The 18,147-nt window shown below is 67.5% G+C and carries 14 protein-coding genes; 10 read left to right on the plus strand and 4 right to left on the minus strand.

Going from position 1 to position 18,147, the window contains the following annotated elements; translation table 11 throughout:
• Nucleotides 1-383 precede the first annotated feature (383 nt).
• From OEJ37_RS27600 to OEJ37_RS27615, 4 genes are all read right to left on the minus strand, one after another.
• Entirely contained in the window at nt 384-1,316 is a 933-nt protein-coding gene (locus tag OEJ37_RS27600) for a carbamate kinase (protein WP_263347489.1), read from the minus strand.
• 14 nt (nt 1,317-1,330) lie between these two features.
• On the minus strand, nt 1,331-2,335 hold the full coding sequence (locus OEJ37_RS27605) for an ornithine carbamoyltransferase (protein ID WP_174418962.1): 1,005 nt from the start codon (nt 2,333-2,335) through the stop codon (nt 1,331-1,333).
• 59 nt (nt 2,336-2,394) lie between these two features.
• Complete coding sequence (locus OEJ37_RS27610; RefSeq protein ID WP_175920528.1) at nt 2,395-3,618, minus strand: arginine deiminase; 1,224 nt, start codon at nt 3,616-3,618, stop codon at nt 2,395-2,397.
• A 137-nt stretch (nt 3,619-3,755) separates the two neighbouring features.
• On the minus strand, nt 3,756-5,249 hold the full coding sequence (locus tag OEJ37_RS27615) for a basic amino acid/polyamine antiporter (protein WP_263347493.1): 1,494 nt from the start codon (nt 5,247-5,249) through the stop codon (nt 3,756-3,758).
• Nucleotides 5,250-5,927: 678 nt separating this feature from the next.
• On the opposite strand from OEJ37_RS27615, the gene OEJ37_RS27620 reads away from it, so the two are divergent.
• The 10 genes from OEJ37_RS27620 (at nt 5,928) to OEJ37_RS27665 (ending at nt 18,141) form a co-directional block, all read left to right on the plus strand.
• Nucleotides 5,928-7,427: an efflux transporter outer membrane subunit gene (locus tag OEJ37_RS27620; protein WP_263347496.1), complete on the plus strand. Its 1,500-nt coding sequence runs from the start codon at nt 5,928-5,930 to the stop codon at nt 7,425-7,427.
• Nucleotides 7,424-8,497: an HlyD family secretion protein gene (locus OEJ37_RS27625; protein ID WP_174418892.1), complete on the plus strand. Its 1,074-nt coding sequence runs from the start codon at nt 7,424-7,426 to the stop codon at nt 8,495-8,497. Before OEJ37_RS27620 ends, OEJ37_RS27625 begins: the two co-directional genes overlap by 4 nt.
• Nucleotides 8,494-11,298, plus strand: coding sequence for a ribosome-associated ATPase/putative transporter RbbA (gene rbbA / locus OEJ37_RS27630; protein WP_263347501.1), 2,805 nt, complete (start codon nt 8,494-8,496; stop codon nt 11,296-11,298). The genes OEJ37_RS27625 and rbbA overlap by 4 nt, the downstream gene beginning before the upstream one ends.
• 2 nt (nt 11,299-11,300) lie before the next feature.
• Nucleotides 11,301-12,425, plus strand: a complete 1,125-nt coding sequence (locus OEJ37_RS27635; RefSeq protein WP_263347503.1) for an ABC transporter permease — start codon at nt 11,301-11,303, stop codon at nt 12,423-12,425.
• A 457-nt stretch (nt 12,426-12,882) separates the two neighbouring features.
• Nucleotides 12,883-13,395, plus strand: a complete 513-nt coding sequence (locus OEJ37_RS27640; protein WP_263347506.1) for a lecithin retinol acyltransferase family protein — start codon at nt 12,883-12,885, stop codon at nt 13,393-13,395.
• A gap of 24 nt (nt 13,396-13,419) precedes the next feature.
• On the plus strand, nt 13,420-13,743 hold the full coding sequence (locus tag OEJ37_RS35160) for a DUF2964 family protein (RefSeq protein WP_411859294.1): 324 nt from the start codon (nt 13,420-13,422) through the stop codon (nt 13,741-13,743).
• A 28-nt stretch (nt 13,744-13,771) separates the two neighbouring features.
• Nucleotides 13,772-14,908, plus strand: coding sequence for an ABC transporter permease (locus OEJ37_RS27650; RefSeq protein ID WP_174418895.1), 1,137 nt, complete (start codon nt 13,772-13,774; stop codon nt 14,906-14,908).
• Nucleotides 14,905-15,609 (plus strand): ABC transporter ATP-binding protein, encoded by a 705-nt coding sequence (locus tag OEJ37_RS27655; protein WP_175920551.1) that lies wholly within the window; start codon nt 14,905-14,907, stop codon nt 15,607-15,609. The genes OEJ37_RS27650 and OEJ37_RS27655 overlap by 4 nt, the downstream gene beginning before the upstream one ends.
• A complete protein-coding gene (locus OEJ37_RS27660) occupies nt 15,606-16,691 on the plus strand; it encodes an HlyD family secretion protein (protein ID WP_263347509.1) in 1,086 nt (361 codons plus the stop codon). Before OEJ37_RS27655 ends, OEJ37_RS27660 begins: the two co-directional genes overlap by 4 nt.
• Nucleotides 16,669-18,141 carry an efflux transporter outer membrane subunit gene (locus tag OEJ37_RS27665; protein ID WP_263347514.1) on the plus strand — a complete coding sequence of 491 codons (1,473 nt, stop codon included), beginning with the start codon at nt 16,669-16,671 and terminating at the stop codon, nt 18,139-18,141. The genes OEJ37_RS27660 and OEJ37_RS27665 overlap by 23 nt, the downstream gene beginning before the upstream one ends.
• Nucleotides 18,142-18,147 lie beyond the last annotated feature (6 nt).

Here is an 18,147-nt window from a genome sequence, read left to right on the forward strand (position 1 = left end):
CAGTGTGGTGCGCTCGCAATACTTGATTTCGTACTCGTACGTCTATCTTCCATGGCGGCGGCACTGCCTCGTTGATGTGCATCAACCGACGGACATCACCGCACGCGGCCGGACAACCGGCGTCGCTACGGCAAGCGCCAGCCGCCAAATATGCGCCCGTCCTCGAATACGTTTTGCGGCACGCCGGCAAGCGAGTCGCAACGCATGGACGAACTTCACCCGATGCAGGCACTTATCCGTGTGATCGAATGAACGCGCGTACCGCTGTTCGGATTCTTCAGTTCTTCACTGATACGCGCCAGACGGAATCGGAGCACCTGTTCGTCGCTCCGTCGTCGGCCATGCTCGGCTCCGCACGTTGGCAACCGGCGTCGCGCGTGGCCTCATCGCTCCACGAGCATGCTGGCCTGACTAGCCAGGACCGAGGTGCCCGCCGTGTCGTCGACAAGCCGCGCGATATCCGAGAGCGCGCCGATAACCGCGCGTCGCCCGGTTGTCCGTGCAAAGTCGCAGACTGCCTCGACCTTGGGCCCCATGGATCCAGCCGCGAACTGCAGCGCCGCGAGCGCTTCCGGCGACGTGCGCCGGACCATGCGTGCGTCGGGCGTGCCCCAGTCGAGGAAAACGCCCGCCACGTCGGTTGCGATCACGAACAGGTCTGCGTCGAGTTCGTGCGCGAGGAGCGCCGCACTGCGGTCCTTGTCGATCACCGCCTCGATTCCCAGGTGCCGACCGTCGTTCGCTTTCACGACGGGAATGCCGCCTCCACCCGCGCAGATCACGATAGTCCGGGTCGCGAGCAGCGCGCGCACCGGTTCGATCTCCAGAAAACGCAGCGGTCGAGGGCTCGGCACGGCACGACGATAAACGCTGCCGTCGGCGACGATCGTCCACCCGTTCGAACGCGCCGCTTCGGTCGCAGCCGTCTGCGTCAGCACCGGGCCGACCGGCTTGTCGGGCCGGTCGAAGGCGGCATCGGACGCGCTGACCTCGACCATCGTCAGCAGCGTCGCGCAGGGGCGCGATGCAGACAGCCGGTTGCGCAATTCGAGTTCGATCAGGTAACCGATCATGCCTTCGGTCTCGGCGTCGAGCACGTCGAGCGGGAAACGTTCGGCAACCGACGCCTGCCCGGACAATGCCGCGAGCATGCCGACCTGCGGGCCGTTGCCGTGCACGATCACGAGTTCGTTGCCGTGCGCGATGCCCGCGAGCTGGGCGGCAGCCAGTCTCACGTTTTCCTGCTGCGCGGCGGCGGTCATCGCCTCGCCGCGTCGCAGCAGCGCGTTGCCACCCAGGGCGACCACGATACGCATCGGTTCCCCTCCCCCTAGCTCGCCAGCGTCGCGACCAGCACGGCCTTGATCGTATGCAGCCGGTTCTCGGCCTGCTCGAAGACGATGGACGCGTCCGACTCGAATACCTCGTCGGTCACCTCCACGCCGTCGGTCAAGCCGAAGCGATCCGCGAGCTGCTTGCCCACTACCGTATGAGCGTCATGAAACGCCGGCAGGCAATGCATGAACTTCACGCGCGGGTTGCCGGCTGCCGCCAGGAGCGCGGCGTTCACCTGGTAGGGCAGCAGCGTGCGGATGCGTTCGACCCAGGTCTCCTCGGGCTCGCCCATCGACACCCACACGTCCGTATAAATGAAGTCCGCGCCTTTCACGGCCTCCGCGGGCTGCTCGGTCAGCGTGAGCCGGGCGCCGGTTTTCGCGGCGATCTCGCGGCATTGCGCGATCAGCTCGTCATGCGGCCACAGATGCCGCGGCGCGCACAGGCGCACGTCCATGCCGAGCTTCGCGCCGACGATCATCAGCGAATTGCCGGTATTGTTGTGCGCGTCGCCGATATAGCAATACGCGATCTCGTGCAGCGGCTTGTCGCTGTGTTCGTGCATGGTCAGCACGTCGGCCAGCATCTGGGTCGGATGGAATTCGTCGGTCAGCCCGTTGTAGACGGGCACGCCCGCATACTGCGCGAGTTCCTCGACGACGGCCTGGCCGAAGCCGCGATACTCGATCGCATCGTACATGCGGCCCAGCACGCGCGCCGTATCCTTCATCGATTCCTTGTGGCCGATCTGCGAGCCGGTCGGGTCGATATAGGTGACGTGCGCGCCCTGGTCGTGCGCGGCAACCTCGAACGCGCAGCGCGTGCGCGTGGAGGTCTTCTCGAAGATCAGCGCGATGTTCTTGCCGGTCAGGCGCGGCTGCTCGGTTCCCGCATATTTCGCCCGCTTCAGGTCGCGGGACAGGTCGAGGAGATAGCGGATCTGGCGCGGCGTGTAGTCGATCAGCGTCAGGTAGCTGCGGTTGTGTACGTTGAACATGATGAGATTCCGTCTGTCGATATCGGTCGAATGCGCGGTCGAATGCGCGGTCGAATGCGCGGTCAGAGCGCGATCGGATCGCGAGCCACCGGGCAGCTGAGGCAATGGCTGCCGCCGCGCCCGCGGCCGAGTTCGCCGCCCGGCAGCTCGATGACTTCGACGCCGGCCTGGCGCATCTTGCGATTCGTGTAGGTGTTGCGGTCGTACGCGAGCACGACGCGGCGATCCAGCGCGAGCACGTTATTGCCGTCGTCCCATTGCTCGCGTTCGCTCTCGTAGCGGTCGCCCCCCGTCGTCAGCACGCGCAGCGAGCCGACGCCGAGCGCATTGGCCACGACTTCCAGGAACCGGCCGTCGTGGCGCTCGTAGCGCACCTGCCCGAGCGCGTCGCCGGGGTACAGGCTCGTGCAGCGGATCTCGTCGGCCACGTCCGGATAAATGCTGACGAAGTCCGCGTCGAGGAACGAGAACACCGTGTCCAGATGCATCGACGCGCGCGACTTCGGCAACTGGCAGGCGATCACGCGCTTCGCGCCATGGCCGGCAAACAGTGCGCGCGCCACCTGCGTCACGGCTTGCGGGCTCGAACGCTCGCCCATGCCGATCAGCACCACGCCGTTACCGATCGCCATCACGTCGCCGCCCTCGAGCGTCTGGGCGCCGTGGTCGACGTCGGGATTGCCCCACCAGGTGCGAACCTGGCCTGCAAAACGCGGATGGAATGCATAGACCGCGGCGAGCAGCAGCGTTTCCTTGCGTCGCGCCGGCCAGAACATCGGATGCAACGTCACGCCGCCATAGATCCAGGCGCTCGGATCGCGCTGAAAGATCAGGTTCACGAGCGGCGGAATCACGAAGTCGGACCGCTCCAGATAGCCGCCGAACAGGCCGCGCGCGTCGAACGGCAGCTCCGATTTCGCGACGCCGCCGATCAGTGCGTCGGCAAGCCGCTGCGCCGGCATCGTTTCGAGCCACAACCGCAGCTCGCGCAACATGCCGGTGCCGACCTCCTCCTCGGTGATGCGGCGATCGAGGATCCAGTCCCGCGCGTTGGTATCGAGGCAGACTTCGGCCAGCAGGTGCTGGAATTCCAGCACTTCCACGTCCCGTTCGCGCAGCACGCGCACGAAGGTCTGGTGATCCTCGATCGCCTTGTCGACCCACAGCACGTCGTCGAACAGCAAGGAGCCGCAGTTGGCCGGCGTGAGCCGCCGATGAGCGAGGCCCGGCGCGCACACCATCACGGTGCGCAGCTTGCCGGCTTCGGAGTGAACGCCCAAAGTCATGGTTTGATTGTCCTTGATCCTGAAGGAGTGGTTCGATCGCGACGGCGGTCGGGAGTCGCATGTGGCCGTCGCGTCCATGCCCGCCGTCGAGGTTCCGGATCGCGCTGTCGAGACCCGGAAGCCGGCGGGCGCGCGCATCAGCCGACCGACACGATGCCCGTTGCGAACAGCACGACCGCGCACACCGCGACCGCAAGCAGCACGACCGCCACCACGCGTTCGCGAGCGGTAAACACGTTCGACTGCGGGTCCTTCTCGCGCTGCGCATACCAGAACACCGGGATGCCGACCACGAAGAAGATGGTCGACATCAGCAGATAGGTCGGGCCGGCCGCATAGAGCAGCCAGGCCGCATAGACGGTGCCCAGCACGCCGGTCCAGATCGACGCGCGCTTGCCCTCGCCCGCCCGCTCGTGAAAGCTCTTTTGCGTGGCGCACTTCCACAGAAAGCCGGTGCTAGCGAGATACGGCGGCAGGATCATGACCCCGGCCACGCTGATGAGCCATATCCACGCGTCATGCGCGAACAGCACGACGAACATCATGACCTGCATCACCGCGCTCGACAGCCATAACGACGGCGCGGCCGCGTGATGCCGGTTCTCGCGGGACAGAAAGCGCGGGAAAATGTTGTCCTTGGCAGCCGCATAAGGCAGTTCGGCGACGAGCACCGTCCACGCGAGCCAGCAGCTCAGTACCGAAAACAGCAACGCGACGACGATGAAGATCGCGCCCCAGTGCCCGACGAGCTGCTCCAGCACATACGCGGAGGACGGATTCTGCAGGCCGGCCAGCTGGTGCTGGGACATGACGCTGAACGGCAGCGCCGAAAGCAGGAAGTAGAGCGTCGTGCAGACCGCGAGCCCGATGAACGTCGCGGTACCCACTTCGTGCTGGTTGCGCGCCCGATCGGACACGACCACGGCGCCCTCGATGCCGATGAACACCCACAGCGTGACCAGCATCGTGCTCTTGATCTGCGCGAGCGTGCTGCCCAGGTGTTGCTGCTGCCCCCAGACGTCGAACGAGAAGTGCCCTTTCTGGAAGAACAGCGCGATCACGACGATCGCGATCGACAGCGTGACGATGTTGACGACGCTCGCCATCGTGTTGAGGATCGCCACCCGCTTCACGCCGGAGAGCACCATGAAGTGCAATACCCAGATCAACAGCGAACCGCCCACGATCGACTGCCAGTTCTTGCCGTCGAGCACCGGAAAGAAATATCCCAGCGTCTGCATGATCAGCACCGCGAACGCGACGTTGCCGAATGCGGAACTGAGCCAATACCCCCACGCCATCTCGAAGCCGGCGAACTTGCCGAAACCTTCTCGTGCATAGGAATAGATGCCGGCGGTCAGGTCGGGACGCTGGTCCGCCAGCGTGCGGAACGCGTTGGCCATGAAGAACATGCCGACGAGCGTGATGGCCCATGCGATCGCAATGGCGCCCAGGCCGGCGCCCGCGGCCATGTTCTGCGGAAGGTTGAAGGCACCGCCGCCGATCATCGAGCCGACGACGATGCCGCTCAGCAGCAGCAGGCCGAGCTTGCGCGTTTCCGGGCCGCCTGCCGCCGGCTTCGACGGCTGCTTGCCGTCGACCGGCGGTTTTTCGACTACAGGTTGGCTCATACCAGTTCTCCGAATGCGTTGACTTGGCCTGGCCACGGAACGCGACTGGATCGCTGCGACGTCGCACCGTAACGGGCGCTCTTCCCGGCTGCGGGCAGCGCAACCGGCCGATGCGTTTTCGTCAATGCGAACGGGAAACGCGTCGGTAACAAACCGCGGTCCAATCAGGAAAAATTGGAGTCCTACTTATATCGATCGATGAGACCAGGATCGAAGCAAACCGGATATCGACGGCATCGCTCGACAGGCAAGCGGGGTATGCCGGCACGGACGCAACGCCGACCTCGCGAGTGCGGCGAGCGGATCGTGGCGCCCACCGATTCCAATGACGATAGTAGGTACCGAATCGCTGGTGTCGGTTGACTCATGTCAAGGGGAAACCAGGGTGCGGCAACGGAGAAGAACGGGGAGCCTGCAAGCGGTCGGCGGTGGATTGGCGGCGGCGTCGACGCTTTGCACTTCTCCCCCAGCGGTTTGCTCGAGCCCGGCGTACGACGCGCCCCGTGGGTTTGATACACGCCCGGCGCAGATGTCAAGCGAAGCACCGCTCGAAACGCATCTCCGCCGAAGTGACACAGATCAAGGGAGGGAACCGCACTCGTCGGATATAAGTGAACCCGAAGCGGCGACGCCATGAGGCGGCGCCATCCTGTGTTCCCGAATTCGCCGAGGCATTCCATGCGCGCCATCGCGCTTCCCGCTGACTTCCACATCGCCGTTGCGCGGTGCGTGCGTTTCGTTGCGCTGACAACGGGCACGGGACTGCTTTCGGGATGCCTGTCGCTTGCGCCGCCCGACGAGCGCCCCGCCGCGCCGATTCCTGCCGCATTTCCGGATCCCTCCGCCAACGCCCCGGCCACCGCCGCGGCGCAGGTGCCGGCGTGGCAGCGGTACTTCGTCGATGCGCGTCTTCGCGCGCTGATCGCGCAGGCGCTGACCGACAATCGCGATCTGCGCGCGGCCGTCGCGCGCGTCGAGCAGGCACGCGCCGTCTACGGCATCCGCCGCGCGGACCAGTGGCCGTCGATCGATGCGGGCGCGGCCTACGCACGGTTTCGTACACCGGGCGGCTTCCTGTCTCCGACGCCGATGATCGGCCAGGTCTACGAGGTTCGGTTGGCCGAGACGCAATGGGAGATCGATTTCTGGGGCCGTGTGCGCAACCTGAAAGACGCGGCGCTCCAGCGCTACCTGGCGAGCGATGCGGCCCGGCGAGCCGCGACGCTGAGCGTGATCACCGCGGTCGCGGACGCGTACCTGACCCTGTGCGAGCTCGACGAACGCATTGCGCTGACCCGCGCGACGATCGACTCGCGGCGCGAATCGCTGCGGATTTTCCGGCTTCGCCAGGCGGCCGGCGCGATCTCGCGACTCGACCTGACGCAATCGGAGATCCTGCTGCAGCAGGCGGAATCCCTCGGGGTCCAGCTGCAGCGGGCACGCGCGTCGGCAGCCGATGCGCTTGCGCTGCTCGTCGGCGGGCCACCGGATCTGCCCGACGCACCGCTCGCGCTCGACGACGGCGCCGTGACGCCGTCGCTCGCACCCGGCCTGCCCTCGTCGCTGCTCGCCAACCGTCCGGACGTGATCGCGGCCGAGCACGAGCTGCAGGCGACGCGCGCGAACATCGGCGCGGCGCGCGCCGCATTCTTTCCCCGCATCGCATTGACGAGCTCGATCGGCTCGGGCAGCAGCGCGCTGCATGATCTGCTGTCGTCCGGCGCCGGCGTATGGTCGATCGTCCCGACCGTGACGCTGCCGCTTTTCGACGGCGGCCGAAATCGTTCGAATCTCGCCCTTGCGCACGCGCAGCGCGACGAGGCGCTCGCGAAGTACGAAAAGACGCTGCAAGGCGCGTTCCGCGACGTGTCCGACGCGCTCGCGTCCCGCTACTGGCTGGCGGACCAGGTACGCATCGAGCGCGCCACGCTGGCCTCCCAGGCCGAACGGGCGCGCCTGGCAAAGCTGCGCTACGACAGCGGCGCCACACGGTTTCTCGAAGTGCTCGACGCGCAACGGGACCTGATGACCGCGGAGCAGCAATGGGTGATGGCGCGCCGTGCGCTGCTGTCGAGCCGCGTCGCGCTGTACGGCGCGCTCGGTGGCGCGACGCATGAGGACGACGAGGCCGCCGCGTCGCCGATCAACACTTCGACCGATCCGGATTCCACACGATGAAAACCATCAAGCGCCCTCTTCTGATCGGTGCCGGCGCCGCCGTGCTCGCGATCGGCCTGATGTACTACGGGTGGACACGCTGGCGTGACGGACACGCGGATGCCGGCCTGGTGAGCGGCAACGGCCGTATCGAGGCGACCGAGATCGACGTCGCGACCAAGCTGCCGGGGCGCGTCGCCGCGATGCTCGTCGACGAAGGCGACTTCGTGAAGGCCGGGCAGCCGCTCGCGCATATGGACGTCGTCGTGCTGCAGGCGCAGCTCGACGAGGCGCGCGCCAGGGAGCAGCAGGCGGTGAATACCGCGGCGAGCGTCGACGCGCAGGTCGCGCAGCGGCGCAGCGACAAGGCTGCCGCGGCGGCCGTGGTCGTGCAGCGGGAAAGCGAACTCGACGCGGCGACGCGGCGGCTCGCCCGTTCGGAAACCCTGTCGCGCGACGGGGCGTCGTCGCTGCAGGAGCTTGACGACGATCGCGCACGAGCCGGCAGCCTGCGGGCAACCGTGAGCGCCGCGCGCGCGCAGGTGGAAGCCGCGCAGGCCGCGATCGATGCGACCAAGGCGCAACTGGTCGCGGCGCGCTCCGCCGTGACGGCCGCGCAGGCGACCGTCGCGCGCGTGCAGGCCGACATCTCGGACAGCGATCTGACGTCGCCGCGCGACGGGCGCGTCCAGTATCGCGTGGCCGAATCGGGCGAGGTGCTGCCGGCAGGCGGCAAGGTGCTCAACGTCGTCGACCTGTCGGACGTCTATATGACGTTCTTCCTGCCCGAAACGGTCGTCGGCCGAGTGCCGCTCGGCGCCGAAGTGCGGATCGTGCTCGACGCCGCGCCGGAATACGTGATTCCGGCACGTGTGTCGTACGTGTCGAGCACCGCGCAGTTCACGCCGAAGACGGTCGAGACGGCCACCGAGCGGCAGAAGCTGATGTTTCGCGTGAAGGCGCGCATCGACCGCGATCTGCTGCAGCGCCATCTGAAGCTCGTCAAGACCGGGCTGCCGGGTGTCGCGTGGCTGAAGGCCGATCCGAACATGGCATGGCCCGAGCGCCTCGCGATCAGGGTGCCGCAATGAAATCGATGTCGCCGGCCGGCGTCGACGCCGGATCGACCGAAGGCGCGCCTGTCGCGGGCGCACCCGGCACGGTCGTACGGCTGTCGGGCGTGTCGTTGCGATACGGCGGCAAGTACGCGCTCGACGACGTGACGCTCGAGATTCCGGCCGGCCGCATGGTCGGGCTGATCGGGCCGGACGGCGTCGGCAAGTCGAGCCTGCTCGCGCTCGCTTCCGGCGCGCGCGAGGTCCAGCAGGGTCAGGTCTGGACCCTCGACGGGGATCTGTCGTCACGGCGTCACCGCGACCGCGTCTGCCGGCGGATCGCGTACATGCCGCAAGGCCTGGGCCGGAACCTGTATGCGACGCTGTCGGTCGAGGAAAACCTGCAGTTCTTCGCGAGACTGTTCGGCCACGATGCGGCGGAGCGCCGCCGCCGCATCGACGCGCTCACGCGCAGCACCGGCCTCCATCCGTTCCTCGACCGTCCCGCCGGCAAACTGTCCGGCGGCATGAAGCAGAAGCTCGGCCTGTGCTGCGCGTTGATCCACGATCCGGACCTGCTGATCCTCGACGAGCCGACGACCGGCGTGGATCCGCTCTCGCGCGCGCAGTTCTGGGACCTGATCGGGCGCATTCGCGCCGCTCGCCCGGCGATGAGCGTACTGGTCGCCACCGCGTACATGGACGAGGCCCGGCGTTTCGACTGGCTGATCGCGATGGACGCCGGCCGCGTGCTGGCGACGGGCAGCCCCGGCGAATTGCTCGCGCATACCGGTTGCGACACGCTGGAAGCCGCGTTCGTCGCGTTGCTCCCGGACGCGCGCCGGCGCGGGCACCAGCCGATCCGGATCGCGCCCTTTCAGCCCGATGCTTCCGCCGGTTATGCGATCGAGGCCGAGGCGCTGACGATGCGGTTCGGCGATTTCGTCGCGGTCGATCACGTGAGCCTGCAGATCCGCCGTGGCGAAATCTTCGGTTTTCTCGGCTCCAACGGCTGCGGCAAATCGACGACCATGAAGATGCTCACGGGGCTGCTTCCGGCATCCGAAGGCACCGCGACGCTGTTCGGCCGACCGGTCGCCGCGGACGACATCGACACCCGCCGGCGAGTCGGCTACATGTCGCAAGGGTTTTCGCTGTACGGCGAGCTGACCGTCCGGCAGAACCTCGTGCTGCATGCGCGCCTGTTCGGCGTACCGGAACCGGAGGTATCCGGACGGGTTGCCGAAATGGTCGAGCGCTTCGGGCTCGCCGACGCGCTCGATTCGCTGCCCGAGCGGCTGCCGCTCGGCATGCGGCAGCGGCTGTCCCTCGCGGTGGCGATGGTGCACAAGCCCGAACTGCTGATCCTCGACGAGCCGACGTCGGGCGTGGATCCCGTCGCCCGGGACGATTTCTGGCGACTGATGATCGAGCTCGCGCGGCACGATCGCGTGACGATCTTCATCTCGACGCACTTCATGAACGAGGCCGAGCGCTGCGATCGCATCTCGCTGATGCACGCGGGCCGCGTGCTCGCGAGCGCCGCGCCCGCGGAACTGGTTCGCATGCGCGGCGCCAGTACGCTCGAGGAGGCGTTCATCGGGTACCTGACCGATGCGCAGCAAGCGGACGGCGCGTCGACGGAGGCACCGTCCGACGCCGGCTGGCTTGCCGCGCCGCCCGAGGCGGCCGGCACAAGCCACGGGGCCACGTGGTTCAGCCCGGCGCGTGCCGGCAGTTATCTATGGCGCGAGGTGCTGGAGCTGCGCCGCGACCCGCTGCGCGCGACGCTGGCGCTGTTCGGTTCGCTCGTGCTGATGTGCGTGATCAGCATCGGCATCAGTCTCGACGTCGACAACCTGACGTTCGCGGTGCTCGACCGCGACCAGTCGATCCTGAGCCAGGACTATGCGCAGAACCTCGCCGGCTCCCGCTACTTCGTGCCGCGCGCGGCGCTCCTGGACGATCGCGACATCGATCGCCGCATGCGCAACGGCCACCTGTCGCTCGCGATCGAGATCCCGCCCGGGTTCGCACGCGATGTCGCGCGCGGCCGGCGCGTCGAGATCGGCGCATGGATCGACGGCGCGATGCCGATGCGCGCGGAGACGATCCGCGGCTATGTCGCCGGCATGCACGAGAACTGGCTGCGCGATCAGGCGAAGCGCCGGCTCGGCGCGTCGCTCGTTCCCGCGGTCGACGTCGCCGTCCGCTATCGCTACAACCCGGACGTCAAGAGCCTGCCGGCGATGATCCCGGCGATCATGCCGATGCTGCTGCTGATGCTGCCCGCGATGCTCACGGCGCTCGCGGTCGTGCGGGAACGGGAGCTCGGGTCGATCGTCAACCTGTACGTGACGCCGGTCACGCGGGCCGAATTCCTGCTCGGCAAGCAGGCGCCCTATGTGATGCTGGCGATGCTGAATTTCCTGCTGATGGTCGTGCTGGCCGACGTCGTGTTCGGCGTGCGGATCAAGGGAAGTTTCGCGACGCTGGCGGCCGCGGTGCTGATATTCAACGTCGTGGCCACGGGCATCGGGCTGTTCGCGTCGACCTTCACCCGCAGCCAGATCGCCGCGATCTTCATGACGATCATCGGCACGCTGATCCCCGTCGTGCAGTTCTCGGGCCTGCTCACGCCACTGTCGTCGCTCGAAGGCAGCGGCAAGTGGGTCGGTACGGTCTACCCGGCCACCTACATGCTCGCGATCAGCCGCGGCGTCTACAACAAGGCGCTCGGGCTGGCCGACCTGTCGTCGCAGTTCTGGCCGCTGCTCGCGGCGGCACCGGTCATCCTGATCATGACCGGTCTCCTGCTGCGCAAACAGGAGCGCTGACCATGTCGCGCCTGCTCGCCATTTACCGGCTCGGCATCAAGGAACTCTGGAGCCTCGCCCGCGACCCGATCCTGCTCGCGCTCATCGTCTACACGTTCAGCGCGTCGATCTACGTCGCCGCCACCGCTCGCCCGGAAACGCTGCACAAAGTGCCGATCGCGATCGTCGACGAGGACGCGTCGCCGCTGTCGGCGCGCATCGCCGCGGCGTTCTTCCCGCCGCAGTTCGCAACGCCGCCGATGATCGACGCCGTCGCGGCCGATCGCGGTCTCGACAACGGCGACTACACGTTCTCGCTCGACATTCCACCGGACTTCCAGCGCGACGTGCTGGCCGGCCGCCATGCGACGATTCAGCTCAACGTCGATGCGACGCGCATGACCCAGGCATTCACCGGCAGCGGCTACGTCCAGCAGATCGTGTCCGGCGAGATCGACGCGTTCGTGCGGCGCTATCGCGGCACGCCGCTGCCGCCCGTCGATCTCGCGATGCGGATGCGCTTCAACCCCAATCTCGACGAGGTATGGTTCGGCGCGCTGATGGAACTGATCAACAACGTGACGATGCTGTCGATGATCCTGACCGGGGCGGCACTGATCCGAGAGCGCGAGCACGGCACGATCGAGCATCTGCTGGTCATGCCGGTGACCGCGGCGGAAATCATGCTCGCGAAGGTCTGGTCGATGGGGCTCGTCGTCACGGTTGCGGCCGTCGCATCGCTGATGTTCGTGGTCGGCGGCGCGTTGCACGTGCCGATTCCGGGCTCCGTGCCGCTGTTCGTCGTCGGGATGGCGCTGCACCTGTTCGCGACGACGTCGATGGGGATCTTTCTCGCGACGCTCGTGCGCAGCATGCCGCAGTTCGGGATGCTGCTCGTGCTCGTGTTGCTGCCGCTGCAGTTGCTGTCGGGCGGGCTGACGCCGCGCGAAAGCATGCCGCTGGCCGTGCAGGACGTCATGCTGGCTGCGCCGACCACCCATTTCGTCGAACTCGCGCAGCGCATCCTGTATCGCGGTGCCGGCCTCGATGCGGTCTGGATACAGTTCGCGGTGCTGTTCGCGATCGGATGCGCGCTGTTCCTGCTGTCGCTGATGCGGTTCCGCAAGACGATCGGCCAAATGACGTGACCGGCCCGGCGCGCGGCGCGGCGCGGTGTGCGCTGCGCGCTGTCGCGGCGGCGCCACCGGCCGGGCGGGCGTGCCCGGCGCGGACGATGGATCGTCGAGCCAGCGGAAGCCTTCTTCCATATCGAGAGGATCTTCGTCGCGCAACCGCCGGATTGCCGGCCCGGGCCACCATCGCCGTCGTACCGGCCCTTGCCGCCATTGCCGTGCCCGGACGCCCCGCCCGGTCGGCTTCCAGCCGTGTCGCCTGTCAGCCATCGTCGCCTGCCGCGTCGGAAATTTCCGACATCATGGCCGTACGTCGGACAACAAGTTCAGACCTCGCTGATTGCCGCATCCCGCCTCGCTGCCAATACTGAAAGCGTGACAAGGCGTCACGTATTCAGCGGCCGGGCGGCGCATTCCGCCATGCCGGGGCCGGCTCCGGGCCGGCCTGCGCCGCGGGATTCAGGAGAAGCCAATGAGCAACCCGACTTCAGCGCAATCCGGCAGCACCGCGGCTCGCAACGAATGGCCCGTCGGCGCGCACCTCATGACCCGGCGCCCAGGTTATGCGCATCACGGGATCTACATCGGCGACGGCCAGGTGATCCATTACGCGGGGCTGTCGCGCCGGCTCAGCGGCGGCCCGGTCGAAATCATCTCCATCGACCGCTTCGCGGCCGGTTTCGAACTGGCGATCATCCGGCATGCGGCCGCCGCGTACAGCGGATCGGAAGTCGCCCGCCGCGCGGCGTCGCGCCTCGGCGAATGCCGTTACCGGCTGCTCACGAACAACTGCGAACACTTCTGCCGGTGGTGCCTGTTCGGCGCGGCGCGCAGCGAACAGGTAGAAGCCTGTCTGCGCAACCCGGCGCACGGGATAGCGGTCGCCGTGATGCTGGTCGCCACCGTCATGGCCGGCAAGCTGCACGTGGCGATGCCCCGCGCAAGCTCCCGGCATCGGAACTCGTCGCGGCAATGTGCCGTTTAGCGTGGCCTGCCGATTTGTCCGTTGATGCAGATCAATCGCGCCAGCGCCCGCGACGCGATCATGAAGCCTGACCTTGCGCAAGCCCTGGCGACATGGGCGGATCGAATCCGCAAGACCGAGCGCATGCGGCCGCGGGCCGCTTCCCGGGAGACCGTCATGATTCGCAAGCAATACCGGATCGTTCTTGCGACGCTCTGCGTGTTCATCACGCTCGCTTCGCTCGCCGGCGTGGTGCACGCGCTGCTGTTCGACGACGGGCAGATCCTTCGCTATGCGATCGTCGCGCTGGTCTCGAGCATCCTCGCGTTCGTCGCGCTGCTGAACCCCACCGTCAACGACCGACCGTGACGCTTCGGGCCTCGCGGCATCCGACACCATGAACGGCATCCTCCGCCTTGCCTTCAAGCTGCTCGTCAACGACAGCGCGAAATTCACCGCGCTGACCGTCGGCATCACGTTTTCGGTACTGCTGATGATCGAGATGACGTCGCTGTTCGCCGGCATCCTGAACAAGTCGTCGGCGTCCGTCATCAACATCGGCGCGAAGGTGTGGGTGATGGACCCGGCCGTGCAGACGATCGCGAACAGCATCGGCATGCCCGGCTACGTGCTCGACGCGGTGCGCAGCATCGACGGCGTCAAGTATGCGGTGCCGCTCTACTCCGGCGCGGCGCTCGTCAGGCTGCGCTCCGGCACCTACCAGGCGGTGACGGTCGTCGGCCTCGACGACGCGAGCCTGCTGGGGCGCCCGACGATGCTGAAGGGCCGTATCGAGGACATCTACGCGGAGAACGGCTTCATCGCGATCCAGGATCCGGAGTTTCCCAAGCTCGAGAATCCGTCGATCGGCACCGATTTCGAACTGAACGACCATCGCGGCGTGATCGTCGGCATCGCGAAGGTCGCGGCGAGCGGGCTGTTCGGCACGCCCACGCTGTACACGACATACGCGCGTGCGATCCAGTACATTCCATCGCCGCGCTTCACGACGTCGTACATCCTCGTCGAGCCGAAGTCGGATGCGGACATCGCACACATCAAGGCGGTCGTCCACTCGCTCGGCTACCTCGCGTATACCCGCGACGAATTCATCGCGCAGATCTCCCGCTTCTACAAATACAAGACGGGCCTCGGCACCAACATCATGCTGATGACGATCATCAGCTTCATCATCGGGCTGTCGATTTCCGGGCAGACCTTCTACGCGTTCATCCTCGAGAACCTGGACAAATTCGGCGCGCTGAAGGCGATCGGCGCGAAGAGCCACGAGCTCGTCGCGATGATCCTGTTCCAGGCGACCTTCACCGCGCTCACCGGCTACGGGATCGGTGTCGGCCTGTGCGTGCTGCTGATCAGTCTCGCGAAGCTGCGGATCCCCGACTATGCGGCGCTCGTCACGTACGGCAACCTCGCGCTCGCGTTCGGCATGGTGGTCGTGATCGCGACGATCTCGAGCTATCTCGGCGTGCGGCGCGTGCTGCGCATCGAGCCGTTCGACATCTTCCGGGGCTGACGATGGCAGGCATCGCGATCGACGCGCGCGGCGTCAGCAAGTGGTTCGGCGAAGGCGACGCCCGCACGCAGGCACTGCGCGAGGTGTCGATGCAGGCGCGCTTCGGCGAAATGCTGCTGATCGTCGGGCCGTCCGGCAGCGGCAAGACGACACTGCTCAGCGTGATCTCCGGGATCCTGCGGCCGGAAGGCGGCTCGGTATCGATCGACGGGGTCGACCTGTGGACGCAGCCGAACGACGCGATCGCCGATTTTCGGCTGAACCGGATCGGCTTCGTGTTCCAGGACTATCACCTGTTTCCGAAGCTCACGACGGCGGAGAACGTCGCGATCCCGCTGATCCTGAAACGTCGGCCGTGGGACGACGCGATGAAGGAAGCGCTCGTCTACCTCGACGTGGTCGGGCTGAAAAACCGCGCGCAGCTGCCGCCCGTCAAGCTGTCCGGCGGCGAGCAGCAACGCGTCGCGATCGCACGCGCGATCGTCAGCCAGCCCGACCTGCTGATTCTCGACGAGCCGACCGCATCGCTCGACGGCGACACCGGGCGCATGATCATCGACTTCGTCAAGCACAAGGTGCTGAACGACACGCGCTGCATCGTGATCGTCACGCACGACGCGCGGATCTTCGAGTACGCGGATCGCATCCTGCGGATGGAAGACGGCAGGCTGAACGGCATCGACCGCGGAGGCGCGCGATGAAGCACAAGTTCGTGTTCGCGGCCGCCCTGCTCGGCTTTCTCGCGAGCGTCACCGCCGCCTGGCTGTACAGCCGCCAGGAACCGCCGCAGCCGCCGGTATTCAAGCCGGCCGCGAACCCGTATGCGCGCGGCGTCTACGCGAACGGCATCGTCGAAAGCGAGCAGCCCGCGGGCGCGAACGTGAACGTGTATCCGGACGTATCGGGCGCCGTGACACGCGTGATGGTGCATGACGGCGACCCGGTGAAGGCCGGCGATCCGCTGCTGACGATCGACGACTCGGTGCAGCGTGCGACCGCCGCGCAGCTCGCCGCGCAGGCCGCCGCGGCCGCCGCGCTGCTCGACGAACTGAAGGCGCAGCCGCGCCGCGAGGTGCTCGACGTCGCCAGCGCGCAGGCGGCGGCCGCCCAGGCCAGCCTCAAGCTCGCGCAGGACCAGTACGACAAGCAGCGCCATGCATACGACATCGATCCGAAAGCCGTCAGCCGCGACGCGCTCGACACCGCTGCGAACGGCGTGCGCGTCGCCGCCGCGAACCTCGATGTCGTCACGCGTCAGTTTCGACTGACGAAAGCCGGTGCCTGGCGCTACGACGTGCTCAACCAGGAAGCGCAGGTGGTCGCGCTGCGGCGCGCCGCGGATGCGGCCGCCGCGCTGCTCGCGCGCTACACGCTGCGCGCGCCGGCCGACGGGATGGTGCTCGCGATGAACGCGGCGGTCGGCTCCTACCTGACGTCGCAAGGGCTATACGACACCTACGCGCAGGGCAATTCGCCGGTCGTCGTGCTCGGCACGCCGAGCGACCGCCTGCAGGTGCGTTGTTATATCGACGAGATCCTGATCCACCAGTTGCCCGACCTGCACGCGCTGAAGGCGCACATGTTCGTGCGCGGCACGTCGGTCGAGGCCGATCTCCAGTTCGTGCGCGTCCAGCCGTACGTGACGCCGAAGATCGAACTGTCCGACCAGCGCACCGAACGCGTCGACGTGCGCGTGCTGCCGATCATCTTCCGTATCGTGCCGAACAAGGATGTCCGGCTGTTTCCCGGGCAGATCGTCGATGTCTACGTGGCCGGCAAATAACCGGGCGCGGCGCGCGACGGGCACGCTCGCCGTCGCGGCGCTGCTGGCCGGATGCACGGTCGGGCCGACCTTCGTGCCCCCGCCCGCCCCGCGCGTGGCGCGGTTCATGCCGCCCGACGACGCAGCCGCTGCGGCCGGCACCTGGGCCGGCGGCGGCCAGACGCAGGCGCTGTCGGCCGGCGAACCGCTCACGCGCGACTGGTGGACGCGCTTCGGCAGCCGCGCGATCGATTCGGCCGTCGACGAAGCACTGACCGGCAGCCCGACGCTCGCGGGCGCGCAGGCGACGCTGCGGCGCAGCGAGCACGCGCTGCGGGCCGGCGAAGGGATCTTTTTCCCGCAGGCGGACGCGCAGGCCGGCGCGTCGCGCCAACGTTATGCGCCGCTGCGCACCGGCCAGGCGCTGCCGGCGACGATCTTCAACCTGTACACGCTGTCCGCGACGGTCAGCTACACGCTCGACCTGTGGGGCGGCGAACGGCGCCAGGTCGAGGCGCTGGCCGCCGATGTCGATGCGCAGCGCCAGGCGCTCGCCGGCGCGTACCTGATGCTGACGGCGAACGTCGTCAATACGATGATCGCGCGTGCCGCGTATCGCGACGAGGCTGCCGCGACGCGCGAAATGATCGGCTTGTTCGACGAGCAGATTCGCCTCACGCGCGCGCAGGTGACGGCGGGCACGACCGCCTATGTCGCGGTGCTGACGCTGGAAGCGCAGCGGGCGTCGCTCGAGGCGACGCTGCCCGCGCTCGAACAGAAGCGCGGCCAGGCCGACGACTTGCTCGCGCTGCTGGCGGGCCGCTACCCTGCCGACGGGGCGGCACCCGACGTGTCGCTCGACGCGATCGCGCTGCCCGAGAACCTGCCGGACACGGCGCCGTCGTCGCTGGTGCGGCGGCGGCCGGACATCCTGCAGGCGCAAGCGCAATTGCATGTCGCCAGCGCGCAGGTCGGCGTGGCGACGGCGGCGCAGTACCCGAGCATCACGCTGTCTGCGTCGAGCGGATTCGACAGCGTCGTCGCCGGCCGCTTGTTCGCTCCGGCCGGACGCGTGTGGAGCGTCGGCGCGGGGCTCACCGCGCCGCTGTTTCATGGCGGGACGCTGTTGAACCAGCGGCGCGCCGCACAGGACGCGTATGACGAAGCGGACGCCGCGTATCGGCAGGTCGTGCTGTCGGCGTTTTCGCAGGTCGCCGACACGCTGCGTGCGCTGGCGAACGATGCGGCGGCGCTCGATGCGCAGACGCGCGCGATGGCGGCGGCTCGCGACGCACTGACGCTCACGCAGGCCGGCTACGACGGCGGCATCACCGGCTACATCCCGCTGCTCGTCGCCGACACGCAATACCATCAGGCGCGCCTCGCGTGGCTGCAGGCCGTGGCGCAGCGGCTGCAGGATACGGTCGCGTTCTACGTCGCGCTCGGCGGTGGCTGGGGGGAAGCCGGCTGACGCAGC

The organism is Burkholderia sp. BKH01 (assembly GCF_025685725.1).
In the GTDB taxonomy this organism is placed as follows: Bacteria; Pseudomonadota; Gammaproteobacteria; order Burkholderiales; family Burkholderiaceae; genus Burkholderia; species Burkholderia pyrrocinia_C.

Coding starts and splice junctions, on each gene's coding strand:
- OEJ37_RS27600 (WP_263347489.1), bottom strand. CDS start 1,316: ATGCGTATCGTGGTCGCCCTGGGTGGCAACGCGCTGCTGCGACGCGGC.
- OEJ37_RS27610 (WP_175920528.1), bottom strand. CDS start 3,618: ATGACTTTGGGCGTTCACTCCGAAGCCGGCAAGCTGCGCACCGTGATG.
- OEJ37_RS27615 (WP_263347493.1), bottom strand. CDS start 5,249: ATGAGCCAACCTGTAGTCGAAAAACCGCCGGTCGACGGCAAGCAGCCG.
- OEJ37_RS27620 (WP_263347496.1), top strand. CDS start 5,928: ATGCGCGCCATCGCGCTTCCCGCTGACTTCCACATCGCCGTTGCGCGG.
- OEJ37_RS27625 (WP_174418892.1), top strand. CDS start 7,424: ATGAAAACCATCAAGCGCCCTCTTCTGATCGGTGCCGGCGCCGCCGTG.
- rbbA (WP_263347501.1), top strand. CDS start 8,494: ATGAAATCGATGTCGCCGGCCGGCGTCGACGCCGGATCGACCGAAGGC.
- OEJ37_RS27635 (WP_263347503.1), top strand. CDS start 11,301: ATGTCGCGCCTGCTCGCCATTTACCGGCTCGGCATCAAGGAACTCTGG.
- OEJ37_RS27640 (WP_263347506.1), top strand. CDS start 12,883: ATGAGCAACCCGACTTCAGCGCAATCCGGCAGCACCGCGGCTCGCAAC.
- OEJ37_RS35160 (WP_411859294.1), top strand. CDS start 13,420: ATGCAGATCAATCGCGCCAGCGCCCGCGACGCGATCATGAAGCCTGAC.
- OEJ37_RS27650 (WP_174418895.1), top strand. CDS start 13,772: ATGAACGGCATCCTCCGCCTTGCCTTCAAGCTGCTCGTCAACGACAGC.
- OEJ37_RS27660 (WP_263347509.1), top strand. CDS start 15,606: ATGAAGCACAAGTTCGTGTTCGCGGCCGCCCTGCTCGGCTTTCTCGCG.
- OEJ37_RS27665 (WP_263347514.1), top strand. CDS start 16,669: ATGTCTACGTGGCCGGCAAATAACCGGGCGCGGCGCGCGACGGGCACG.